The following is an 11,364-nucleotide window of genomic DNA, read 5'->3' on the forward strand; positions in this document are numbered from 1 at the left end:
TCAGCATAAAGGATTGAATGCAACTGGGCTATAAGAAAAAAAGCCCCGGCTCAGCGGCCGGGGCGTTATAAGGGCGAATTAAAATACGTTAACTACTCACACAAACCGGGCCGCCGTGACGGCCGGCGCGGCTTGCTGAGGCAGGGCAAAGGCATCGGCCAGCAGCTCGTAGGAGCGCAGCCGGTCGTCGTAGTCGTGGGTGATGGTTACAGCTACTACTTCATCCACCCCGTAGGAAGCGGCCAGGGCTTCCAGCTCAGCCTTCACTTTATCGGGCGTGCCGCTTACAATGCGGGTGTGGTGGTACGCCAGCCGGGCCTGCAAATCGGCCGAGAGGTGGCGGACGTTCACCGTTTCAACGGCTTCGATGGGTGTGAACTGGCCGGTTTCCAGCTTCAGCATCTGCAGGGCCAGGTTATCAGCCAGGGCTTGGGCGTGGGCCGTGGTATCGGCGCATACCACAAAGGTGGCTACGTTGGCCTGGGGTGCCGCCAGTTCGGGCGAGGGCCGGAACCGCTCCCGGTAGGTCTGCACCATGCGGGGGCCACCGTTGGGGTTGATGAAGTGGGCGAAGCTGAACGCCGCGCCCACGTGGGCCGCAAACAGCCCGCTCTGCCCGCTGGAGCTTAGCAGCCACATTTCCGGCACCGCATCCACAAACGGAGCGGCTTTCACTTTGGCGTGGATAGTGTCCTCCACCACTTCGTCGCGCAGAAAAGCCCGCAGGTCCATGAGCTGCTCGGCAAAATCCTCGTCGCGGAAGGCGTTGTGGGGGTTCAGGGCGTGGGCCGTAATCCGGTCGGTGCCGGGGGCCCGGCCAATGCCCAAGTCGATGCGGCCGGGGTAAAGGGCCTCCAGCAGCCGGAAGTTTTCGGCCACTTTCAGGGCCGAGTAGTGGGGCAGCATCACCCCACCCGAACCCAGCCGGATGCGCTGGGTTTCGGCCCCCAGCCGGGCCAGCAGCACTTCCGGCGAAGAGCCAGCCAGCGTGCGGGTGTTATGGTGCTCTGATACCCAGAAGCGGGTAAAGCCCATTCGGTCCGTCAGGCGGGCCAGCTCCAGGGTGTGCTGCAGCGCCTGTTGCGGCGTGCGCCCCAGCGGCACCGGCGACTGGTCGAGCACGCTGAGTTGTATAGTCGGGGAAGTGGAGTCAGTGGAATTCATAGCTGCTATAACCGCCGGGCCGGCGGGTTAGTTTACAGCCAGTCTGGCATGCCTACCGGGCCGCCGGTTATTCCGCTTGTTCCAGCGCGGCTATGTTCGGCTCCGGGGCGTTGAGCAAAGCCAGGTGGCGGGTAATTTTCTCCACGGGCCAATGCCACCATGCCAGCTTTTCCAGGCGGGCAATGGTAGGCTCATCAAAGCGGTACCGCACCACTTGTGCGGGGTTGCCGGCCACTACGGCATACGCCGGCACATTCCGCGTTACCACGGCTTTGGTAGCTACTATGGCCCCGTTGCCGATGTGCACGCCCGGCATGATGGTAGCCTCGTGCCCAATCCAGACGTCGTGGCCCACCACGGTGTCGCCCTTGGAGGGGTATTTTTCCGCCACAGTTTGCCCCTGCATAGCTGCTTCCCAACCACCCCCGAAAATAGCAAACGGGAAGGTGGTAACCGGTGCCGTTTCGTGGTTGCCGCCGTTCATAATAAACTTCACCCCCGAGGCCAACGCGCAAAAATTGCCGATAATCAGCCGGTCGCCGATGAAATCGAAGTGGTAGAGTACGTTTCGCTCGAAGTTAGCCGGGTCGTCGAGGTCATCATAATAGGTATAGTCGCCCACCAGAATAGTGGGGCGGGTTACCAGGTTTTTGAGGAACACCAGCTTGCGGTGGTGGGGCAGGGGATGCAGGGTAGCCGGGTCGGGACCAGTCATGAGTAGCAGGGTAAGGTCCTAAAAGTAGGCGGTTTTCCCTGGCCCGCAGTGTACCTTCGCGGCCTATGATTTCTGTGATTACCCTGGCCCTGCTGTGCGGCGCGGCCTTTCTGGCTGGTTTAGTAGATGCCATTGTGGGCGGCGGCGGCCTCATTCAGCTGCCCGCCATGTTGCTGCTCTTGAAAGGCACTCCCACACCTACCATCCTGGGGACCGGCAAAGTATCCTCGTTGATGGGCACGGCAGCGGCGCTGCGGCGCTACGCCGGGCAGGTGCCCATCCGGTGGCGGGCGGTAGGCACGGCGGCGGTAGTAGCGGGTACGTTTTCGTTTCTGGGGGCGCGGGTGGTCAGCCAACTGCCGCAGGAACTGCTGCCCAAGCTGGTGCTGGGGCTGCTGGTGGTAATTGCCATCTACACCTTCTGGCGCAAGGATTTTGGCTCCCTGCACGCCCCCAAGCTGCCACCCCAGCGCGAGCCGCTCTACGGCGCGCTGGTAGGTATGACTATCGGGTTTTATGACGGGTTTTTCGGCCCCGGCACGGGCTCCTTTCTGCTGTTTGCCTTCGTGGGGCTGTTTGGCTACGACTTCATTACGTCCTCGGCCTCGGCTAAGCTGGTAAACGTGGCTACCAACCTAGCGGCGCTGGCCTATTTCGCCTACACCGGCCAGATTCTGTGGGCGGTGGCGGTACCCATGGCCATCAGCAACATTGTTGGCTCCACGCTGGGGGCGCACCTGGCCCTGCGCCACGGTACCGGCTTCGTGCGGGGGCTGTTTCTGGTGGTAGTCAGTGCCTTTATCCTGAAGCTGGGCTGGCAGATGGTAACTTCCTGAATGCAGAAACTCGGCTCATCTTTCAAACAGACAGCCCCTGACGATATTTCTCGTCAGGGGCTGTCTGTTTGAAAGATGAGCCTTCTGGTTCGGTGACGCTATTCCTCGTAGCGGTTGGGCAGGCCGGGAGCGGCAGTGCCCTGGGCGCCTTGCGTATTCGGAACACCCATTTTTTCTTCCCGCTTCCGCTGGTACTTGTCAAACTGGGCCGGCGTCAGGGTTTCTTTGAGCATTTCGAGGCGCGACTGCCCGATGTCGTCCACCACGGCGCCCATTTTGCGCACGTCCTGGCGGTAGGTTTGGCGGGCAGTTTCCACGCCCCGCACGCTAATCAGGTTGATTTGGCGCACCTTCTCGATTTGCTGTGGGTTCAGTCCCAAGGCCTTCTGCATATTGTCTGTAAGAGCATTGGCCCGAGCCGCAATTTGCTGCTCATTGAGGACGGGTGCCGCCGGACGGCTGGCAGATGCGGCCGGCTTGCCGGCAGGTTTGGGGCGAGGGGCCGTTTGGGCTAGCGCCGCAGGAGCCGCAGTCAGAGCTAGTAGAGCCGCTAGCAGAGAAATCTTCATAGGAAAAGCAACAAAAACGAACCCGGCGACAATTGCCGGGGTGGGTTTGCAACAGTAAAGATGGTGCCAGTTTTTGGGAAACGGACTGTCACAACGCCGGAACAGGCAGTTCTATTCCCCGGTAAGCAGAAAAATATTCGTTAGGCCGGATATATACGGCGTAACCTTTCAGCGGGCATTCCCTTACAACACTGCATTCCTCCCCCTAATCCTTCTTGGTATGAAGTCTGATACTCGTAACTCCCTGTTGGTGGCCGCTGCCAGCGCCATCGGTTTGCTGGCCGCTACGCTCTACGTGCACCGCCGCGGCTCGTATGATTTGGCTGGTCGGGTGGTGCTCATTACCGGCGGCTCGCGGGGGCTGGGGCTGATTCTGGCCCGGCAAGCGGTGGCCGAAGGGGCTAAAGTAGCCATCTGCGCCCGCGACGCCGAAGAGCTGGAACGAGCCCGGCAGGAGCTGGCCGCCGACGGTGCCGAGGTGCTGGCCCTGGCCCGCGACCTGACCGAAGCCACCGAAGTGCGCACCCTGGTAGCCGAAGTGCAGCAGCGCCTGGGCTCTATTGACGTGCTCATCAACAACGCCGGGGTTATCAGCGTGGGGGCCCTCGACCACATGGAGGTGCGTGACTACGAGGATTCGTTGAAAGTCCATTTCTGGGCCCCGCTGCACGCCATGCAGGCAGTATTGCCGGATATGCGCCGTCGGGGCGAAGGCCGGATTGTAAATATTGCCTCGGTGGGGGGCAAGGTGGCTGTGCCCCACCTGGTACCCTACAGCGCCGGCAAATTTGCCTTAGTAGGCTTGTCGGAGGGCTTCCGGGCCGAGCTGTTGCAGTATGGCATTCAGGTAACCACCGTGTGCCCCGGCCTGATGCGCACGGGTAGCCCCCGCAACGCCACCATCAAAGGCCAGCACCAAAAGGAGTACGCCTGGTTCAGCATTGCCGATTCGTTGCCGGCTATTTCCATGGATGCCGAGCAGGCCGGGCGCGAAATCTGGAATGCCTGCCGCCGCGGCGACGCGGAAGTAATTCTGGGCTTACCGGCCAAGCTGCTGGCGGGCTTCCACGGCCTGCTGCCCGGCACCACCGCCGATTTGCTCAGCTGGGCCAACCGGGCCCTGCCTGGTCCCACCGAGCGTCACCTCGGCAACGAGCGACGCTACGGCTACGAGGCCGAGTCGGCCGCAACCCGCTCATCGCTTACTACCCTCACCCGCCACGCAGAAGCGGAAAACAACGAACGGTGAAGCTGGTGCGAATAGCCAATAGTGAGTAGCCAGTATAATATAGAACGTCATGCTGAGCGAAGCGGAGCGTAGTCGAAGCATCTCGCGTGCTGATGTTGCAATAGTATTCTGACGTCAGCATGCGAGATTTCTCGGCTGCGGCTCTGCCTTCGCTCGGAATGACGTGCTACTGAGATGGAGTAGGGTTCTTCGTATACTTGCCGCCAACAACCGGCAACTCATTTGATCTATCCTGTTCATCTTTCGCTAGGGCCGCTTACGCTGCCGGTGCACTTGGTGCTGGAGGTGCTGGCCTATTCAATTGGGTTTCGGATGTACCAGTACCTGCGCCGCCGCACCCACGACCCGATTTCGGAGGATAACCGCCTGTGGATATTTGTGGGTTGCGCAGCCGGGGCGTTGCTGGGCTCCCGGGTGCTGGGGTTGCTGGAGCACCCGGAGCTGCTCGTGCACCCGCCGGGCGGCTGGCTGTACTACTTCACCAACAAAACCATTGTGGGCGGGCTGCTGGGCGGGTTGGTAGGGGTGGAGCTAACCAAAAAGCAGCTCGGTGTTACCACTTCCAGCGGTGATTTGATGGTGTACCCCGTCATCCTGGGCATGTGCATCGGCCGGCTCGGCTGCCACTTCTCCGGCCTTGAAGACGGTACCTTCGGCACGGCTACCACGCTTCCCTGGGCCATCAACTTCGGCGACGGTATCCAGCGCCACCCTACCAACCTCTACGAAATTGGCTGGCTGCTCTTGCTTGGGGCGACGCTCTGGCTGCTGGAGCGCCGCGGGCCCCTGCCCAATGGCTGGCGCTTCCGGTTTTTTATGGTGGGATACTTAGTGTTTCGCCTGCTGGTGGAGTTCCTCAAACCCACGCCCGCGCCCACCGGCTGGGGCCTCACCGCCATTCAGTGGGCCTGCGTGGCCGGGCTGGGGTATTACGCGTGGTTGTTCCTGCGCGGCCGACAGCCCGTTCCGCAAGAGGCCTACGCCTGATTGCATTCCGATAGATTCAAAGTCTGGACCGATTCATTCACCGGTCCGGGCTTTATCACGGCACTTTGGGCAGAGTGTTGAGCGGCACCATCACCTTATCGAGTACCAGCTGGTAAGCGTCGGGCGTCACGCTCACGTCCCCGAGGTAGGGGTGGTCGAGGGCGACGATGAGGAAAATCATGAGGGCCACCATCAGCGCCAATAGGCCCGTTAGTAATGCGTGGAAGCGCAAATTCTCCACCACGAAGCAGAAGGAAAATACAATGGTGATGACGGCGCCCAGCAGCACCACGAACCACAGCACGCCGGGCACCCCATTGCCAATACTCTCAATGCGTTGCCGCCGCAACTCCACCAGCCGGTTGAAGGTGCCAATGGCCTCCCCATGCAGCACCTGCAGGGCGGGCGTTTGCACATTGGTGCGCAGCAACTGCAGCTGAAAATCGGTTAAAACGGCCCGTTCAGCGTCGTTGGCCATGCCCCGGCGCTGGGCCGGCCACGACTTCTGCACAATAAACTCGGTGTACTCGCGCAGTTCGCGCTGGAGGGGCCGGCCCACACTGTCGGGGTAACCGCTCAGGTCACGGTACAGCACCGCCAGTTGCGCCGCTTCCTGAGATGCAATTTCCGAGGCCCCCGAGTAGTTCTGCCAGGTAGCGACGGTGAGCAGGCCCAGCGTAAGGCCATACAGCACCGTCACGCCCGAAAAAAACCAGCCTACTGTACCGTTATCAATCAGCGTTTTGACGGAGCTGGTGTGTAGCCGACGATGGGCTAGGTACAGCCCGCCCAGCGAAATCAGCAGCGTGACGCCAATAATCAGCAGAGCCAGCAGCCAGGTAGGAATTTCGTAAAGCCAAAGCATGTAGCGCAAAGAGGAGTCCACGGAATACAACGCGGCCTCCCAGGACGGGCTAGGTTCCATTGGTAGAAGATGAGGGGAAGAAGGATGCAGGAGGCGGTATGATACCGTAAACTGTTGAGTTTGGTTGCCACCCCGGCCAGGGCTATGCGGGAATTTTGAAAAATTATAAGACCTTCAGGCCACCTCTCTTCTGGCTGCAACAGCCCCTATTCTATGCCCGAACGTCCCTATACCTACTACGACTTCACCCTGAGCCTGTGCCCGTACTGCCTGAGGCGGGTGGAAGCCAAGATTGTGTTTGAAGATGGCAACGTGTACATGCTCAAGCGCTGCCCCGAGCACGGCCGTCAGCGGGTGCTCGTGGCCACCGATGTGGAGTACTACAAGAGCATCCGCAACTACGTGAAGCCCAGCGAAACACCCCGCCGCTTCAACACCGCCACCCACTACGGCTGCCCCTACGACTGCGGCCTCTGCACCGACCACGAGCAGCACAGCTGCCTCACCGTCATCGAAATAACGGACCGCTGCAACCTCACCTGCCCCACCTGCTACGCCGAAAGCAGCCCCCTGAATGGCCGGCACCGCACCCTGGAGGAGGTAGAGGCCATGGTGGATGTGCTGGTGCTCAATGAAGGGGAGCCCGACGTGGTGCAGATATCCGGCGGGGAGCCCACGCTACATCCGCAATTCTGGGAAATTCTGGATATGTGCAAGCGCAAGCCCATCAAGCACCTCATGGTAAACACCAACGGTGTGCGGCTGGCCAAAGACGAAGCCTTTGTGGCCCGGCTGGCTACCTACGCCGGCGCCTTCGAGGTGTACCTGCAGTTTGATTCGTTCCGGAAAGAGGTGCTGGAAAACATGCGCGGGCGCGACTTGCGTGAGGTACGCTTGCAGGCCCTGGAGCACCTCAACAAGTACAACCTCAGCACCACGCTGGTAGTCACGCTACAAAAGGGCCTCAATGATGATGAAATGGGCGAAATCATCGACTTCGCCCTGAAGCAGAAGTGCGTGCGCGGCGTCACGTTCCAGCCTACCCAGGCTGCCGGCCGCCTCGAGCACTTCGACCCCGCCACCGACCGGCTCAGCCTCACCGAAGTGCGGCAGGGTATCATCGACCAAAGCTCCGTCTTCACGGCCGAAGACCTGCTGCCCGTGCCCTGCAACCCCGATGCGCTGGCCATGGCCTACGCCCTGAAGCTGGATGGAGAAGTATTCCCGCTTACCCGCTACGTGGACCCCGCCGACCTGCTGCAGAGCACCGGCAACACTATCGTGTACGAGCGGGACCCGCGCCTGCGCCAGCACCTGCTCAAGCTGTTCAGCACGGCCAACACCGTGGATACCGTGTTGCCCGAAATGAACCAGCTGTTGTGCTGTCTCCCGCAGGTGCAGGCCCCCAATCTGGGCTATGACAATCTGTTCCGCATCATCATCCTGCAGTTTATGGATGCCTGGAACTTCGACGTGCGCGCCATCAAGAAGTCCTGCGTACATATTGTGAGCAAAGACCTTAAGATTATCCCCTTCGAAACCATGAACATGCTCTACCGCGACGAGCAGAAACAGCAACAACTGGAGGTGCTGCGGGATATTCCGGTGCTGTAACTTGATAGTATGGAACCCTCGGAGCAACCAACACCACCCGAAAAATCAACGGGCCAGCTGCTAGGCTTAGTGGTGGCTGCCAACTTTGCGGCTCTGCTCGTATTGGGCGGGTTGGGTGGCATAGCAGGCATGCTGGCCTTACCGGTACTGAATGTGCTGGTGGGAATTGTCTTGCTGTTTGGTACCCACAAAAAGCTGGGTAAGGTGCTGGTGGTTTCCGGATTGGTGGTAGCCCTGCTCGGGTTGGGCACCTGCGCCCTGATTCTCTCTAACCTGCACATCAACCACTAGACCCTAACCCCGAAAGCTATGTCCGATAAGCCATCTACCTCCCGTATCCTGCGCAACAACCTGCTGGCGGTGTTGGGCGCGGCTGTGGTGCTGGGCCTGCTGGCCAAGCCTACCGATGGCTCCACGGTGGTGCTGTTTGTGGTGGTGTACCTGGGCCTGGCGTTGGTAAACGTAGTGCTGGGCATTGTGCACTTCCGGCGCGGACCGGCCTCGTATTTCCTCAGTGCCCTGCTGGTATTTCTAATTGGGTTTGGCTCGTGCGCAGCCATGTTCATGCTGGGAGGGCTGGGCAAGATTTAGCTTTCCCTTGCCAAGGAAAAATAACACGGCCCCGCTGAAACCAGCGGGGCCGTGTTGCATTATGAACGGTGGTCGGAAATCAGGGAGGCGCTTAGCGCGAGAATACGGAAGTGTAGGTAGTGGAGGCACCCTGTTCGCCTTTCTGCGTCAGCTTAACGCGCAGGGTGGTGGTGGTGAGCTCCTCTACGAAGAAATGACGGGTTACATCCGGCTGGCTGATGGTGAGCGAATCGCCGGCCAGTTTCCAGGAGCCATTGATTTGCTGGGGAGCCTGCGGGTGGGTTTTCAGCTGAGCCTCGTCCAGCACGTAGCTGCCATCGGCTTTAAAGGTATGCAGATTGTCGCGCTGAGCGGCTTTCATGCGGGGCAGCAGGTCTACGTCAGGAGTGCCGGCTGCGCCGGGGGTAGTGGTGGTAAGCGTTAGGCCGGTAAGGTGCCAGGGGCTGGCAGCCAGCAATTCCGGTTTCGATTGAACATTTGCAGCGGCAGCTGCCACTTCCTGGGCGGGGTCTTTAATCTCATCAATCTCTTTCTCGCACGATGCAAACACGAGGGTGCTTGCCAACAAGCTCAGGAATACGGGCAGTTTCTTCATGAAAACGGGTTTTGGTGAATGTGCAACAACACGCTTTTCGGCGTAGTACATCTGCGGCATGAGCCTCACAATTAAACGTCCAACTTCGCTACTACTTCGGCTGCCTTCGACTGCCGGTGTGCAAATCTAACTGATTATAAATCATGCTGGTTCAGGTAGTTGCGCAATTTGGTCGTATCTTCCAATGAAGTATCTAAGAAGTTATATAATTGGCGTATTTTCTTGATTGTTTGATTGTTAAATCCTTGAAAAATGTAACAGACCAACCCGGCAACCGGGTTGGCCTGTTAGAAGTGGCAATAGTACTTTTTTGACTTTAAAATGTCGGTTGGCAAACTGGGCACGTATAAGTAGCTCGCCCGCCTACGTAGGTTTTTACAATTTCGGTCTTGGAGTGGCGTGGGCAGTAGTGGTGCTTGTCGGTACCGGGAGTCGCGGAATCATCCCATTCGCGGGCGTGAATGAGGAAACTGGCCGGAAAATACCGGTAGTTGGCCTCATGCTCGATGGCCGTGCGCAACACCAGCTGAATGGCACTGTGCAGCCGGCGCACCTCAGCCGGTGTGAGCGAGGCAGCCACCCGCTCCGGGTTGATTTTGGCCTGAAACAGCACTTCATCCACAATCCAGTTGCCCAGGCCGGCTGTAAGGTGCTGGTCCAGCAGCAGGGGCTTTATCAGCGTTTTGCGCTTGCCCAGAGCATTCTGCAGTTGCTCAGTCGTAATATCCAAGGCATCGGGTCCTAGCTTTTTGGCCTGTTGGTACTGCGCCACCCCATCGGCCAGCCGAATACGGCCAAATTTGCGTGGGTCAATAAAGGCCGCGCAGAGTCCCGACCCCAAATGCAGGGCCACCCGCGTGAAGCGGGGCCGGTCGGCCTCGTCACGGTAGGCCCCCACGTCGCCGGTCATGCCGAAGTGCAGCACCAGTACCCGCCCGTCGGGCAAGTGCAAAAAGCAGTTTTTGCCGAGGCGGGAAGTGCGCGTAATCGTTTGGCCTACCAACGCAATCTGCAACGTGGCGGCATCCATAGCCAGCACGTGGGCATCCAGCACTTCAAACGCGGTAATAGTTTCGCCTACTACCAGTTCATCCAGAAAGCGGCGGTAGGTCTCAACTTCGGGTAATTCGGGCATTAGTAGGGTAGTTGATGAATAAAGATTGAGTATCAACCCAACGAGCCCCGAAGCTCAAGGGTTGAAGCTGGACAAAAAGAAACCGGCCGGCTCCCTAAGCAGGAAGCCGGCCGGCAGGTGTAAAGTGCTAAGTAAGGCTAGGAAGGGTCGGAGAGGGACGCTACCTGCCGGCCGTTGGTATCGAAGATGCTACCTGTCCGGCTGATGTACAGACGGCGCTGCTGCCCATCTACTAATACATACGGGTAGTTTACACTCTCGGAGCGGGTGAGGCGGCCTACCACCTGGGCCGTGCGCTCAGCGGGGTCCAGGCGCACCACGCTCAAGCGGTTGGTGATGTAGTAATCCTCCCCCGGATTGTCGCGGAAGGTAATCTTACCCAGCACGCTCACCGGCGAGGCTGAAGTAGCGGCCACGGTGCGCACCGGAGCAGTGGCGCGGTTGGCCAATACAGCCGGAGTAGCCGAAGGGGCCACCACGCGGTTGCTGGCCACAATCTGCTGGTTGGCCCGCAGCCATCCGTCGCTGATGGCCGTGAGACGGGTGCGGCGGCCAGGGTGGGTTGGAGACGCCTCATCATCGGATACTACAGCCATGCCGGCTTGGGCATCGGCCAGGCTGGCGCCCATCTTCCGGAGCACGAAGCCCGAGAATTCGTCGGCTTCCAGCTCGTCGGCGGGGTTGGAGCCGCCGGGGCGCAAGGTGTGCCCATTGAGGTGGTGACCCATTTCGTGCGCCAGAATACTGATGCCGGCCCAGTCGGTGCGGCCGGCCCGGTTTACGGCGGCCACAAACTGCGGATTATATAAGAGGTAACGCTGGCCACCGTACACCACGGCCGCAGCGTTCTGCACCTGAGAAGTAGCGCGAAGCTGGAAGCGGGGTTTCAGGCCCACCACGTCGGTGATTTCGCGCAGTACGTCGCGCTGGCCAGTGGTTGATTGGGCCTGCGAAGTGGAGGCTAGCCCGAGCCACCCGGCAAGCACCAAGCCTGCAAAGCGGCGAAAAAAGCGAAGGTGGTTCATGGAAAAGTGCTTTTTAGGA

The 11,364-nt window shown here is 59.8% G+C and carries 13 protein-coding genes; 6 read left to right on the plus strand and 7 right to left on the minus strand.

The features are described 5' to 3' along the window. Positions 1 to 96 precede the first annotated feature (96 nt). Together LF252_RS04460 and LF252_RS04465 are read right to left on the minus strand one after the other, a co-directional pair. Positions 97 to 1,164, minus strand: coding sequence for an LLM class flavin-dependent oxidoreductase (locus LF252_RS04460; protein WP_226268038.1), 1,068 nt, complete (start codon positions 1,162 to 1,164; stop codon positions 97 to 99). A gap of 67 nt (positions 1,165 to 1,231) precedes the next feature. Beyond that, positions 1,232 to 1,879: a CatB-related O-acetyltransferase gene (locus LF252_RS04465; RefSeq protein ID WP_226268041.1), complete on the minus strand. Its 648-nt coding sequence runs from the start codon at positions 1,877 to 1,879 to the stop codon at positions 1,232 to 1,234. A gap of 65 nt (positions 1,880 to 1,944) precedes the next feature. On the opposite strand from LF252_RS04465, the gene LF252_RS04470 reads away from it, so the two are divergent. Then, positions 1,945 to 2,715 carry a sulfite exporter TauE/SafE family protein gene (locus tag LF252_RS04470; protein WP_226268043.1) on the plus strand — a complete coding sequence of 257 codons (771 nt, stop codon included), beginning with the start codon at positions 1,945 to 1,947 and terminating at the stop codon, positions 2,713 to 2,715. 98 nt (positions 2,716 to 2,813) lie between these two features. On the opposite strand, the gene LF252_RS04475 is transcribed toward LF252_RS04470, so the two are convergent. Next, on the minus strand, positions 2,814 to 3,284 hold the full coding sequence (locus LF252_RS04475) for a hypothetical protein (RefSeq protein ID WP_226268721.1): 471 nt from the start codon (positions 3,282 to 3,284) through the stop codon (positions 2,814 to 2,816). A gap of 220 nt (positions 3,285 to 3,504) precedes the next feature. Between LF252_RS04475 and LF252_RS04480 the strand changes: the two genes are divergently transcribed. Together LF252_RS04480 and LF252_RS04485 are read left to right on the plus strand one after the other, a co-directional pair. Continuing rightward, positions 3,505 to 4,533, plus strand: a complete 1,029-nt coding sequence (locus tag LF252_RS04480; protein WP_226268045.1) for an SDR family NAD(P)-dependent oxidoreductase — start codon at positions 3,505 to 3,507, stop codon at positions 4,531 to 4,533. Between the two features lie 222 nt (positions 4,534 to 4,755). Further along, a complete protein-coding gene (locus LF252_RS04485; RefSeq protein ID WP_226268047.1) occupies positions 4,756 to 5,520 on the plus strand; it encodes a prolipoprotein diacylglyceryl transferase in 765 nt (254 codons plus the stop codon). A 55-nt stretch (positions 5,521 to 5,575) separates the two neighbouring features. On the opposite strand, the gene LF252_RS04490 is transcribed toward LF252_RS04485, so the two are convergent. Then, positions 5,576 to 6,445: a bestrophin-like domain gene (locus tag LF252_RS04490; protein ID WP_226268049.1), complete on the minus strand. Its 870-nt coding sequence runs from the start codon at positions 6,443 to 6,445 to the stop codon at positions 5,576 to 5,578. A 153-nt stretch (positions 6,446 to 6,598) separates the two neighbouring features. On the opposite strand from LF252_RS04490, the gene LF252_RS04495 reads away from it, so the two are divergent. Genes LF252_RS04495 through LF252_RS04505 form a run of 3 tightly spaced genes read left to right on the plus strand, consistent with a single transcriptional unit; the run spans position 6,599 to position 8,590 of the window. Beyond that, entirely contained in the window at positions 6,599 to 7,999 is a 1,401-nt protein-coding gene (locus tag LF252_RS04495) for a radical SAM protein (protein WP_226268051.1), read from the plus strand. 9 nt (positions 8,000 to 8,008) lie between these two features. Continuing rightward, on the plus strand, positions 8,009 to 8,290 hold the full coding sequence (locus LF252_RS04500) for a hypothetical protein (RefSeq protein WP_226268061.1): 282 nt from the start codon (positions 8,009 to 8,011) through the stop codon (positions 8,288 to 8,290). Between the two features lie 18 nt (positions 8,291 to 8,308). Further along, entirely contained in the window at positions 8,309 to 8,590 is a 282-nt protein-coding gene (locus tag LF252_RS04505) for a hypothetical protein (RefSeq protein WP_226268062.1), read from the plus strand. Between the two features lie 91 nt (positions 8,591 to 8,681). Here the strand turns inward: LF252_RS04505 and LF252_RS04510 are convergent, their stop codons facing one another. The 3 genes from LF252_RS04510 to LF252_RS04520 all read right to left on the minus strand — a co-directional run bounded on the left by LF252_RS04510 (position 8,682) and on the right by LF252_RS04520 (position 11,345). After that, positions 8,682 to 9,185, minus strand: coding sequence for a DUF5004 domain-containing protein (locus LF252_RS04510; protein WP_226268065.1), 504 nt, complete (start codon positions 9,183 to 9,185; stop codon positions 8,682 to 8,684). A gap of 316 nt (positions 9,186 to 9,501) precedes the next feature. Continuing rightward, positions 9,502 to 10,320: a DNA-formamidopyrimidine glycosylase gene (gene mutM, locus LF252_RS04515; RefSeq protein ID WP_226268067.1), complete on the minus strand. Its 819-nt coding sequence runs from the start codon at positions 10,318 to 10,320 to the stop codon at positions 9,502 to 9,504. 137 nt (positions 10,321 to 10,457) lie between these two features. Continuing rightward, positions 10,458 to 11,345, minus strand: coding sequence for a M48 family metalloprotease (locus LF252_RS04520; protein ID WP_226268069.1), 888 nt, complete (start codon positions 11,343 to 11,345; stop codon positions 10,458 to 10,460). Positions 11,346 to 11,364 lie beyond the last annotated feature (19 nt).

This window comes from Hymenobacter pini, from assembly GCF_020421205.1.
In the GTDB taxonomy this organism is placed as follows: Bacteria; Bacteroidota; Bacteroidia; order Cytophagales; family Hymenobacteraceae; genus Hymenobacter; species Hymenobacter pini.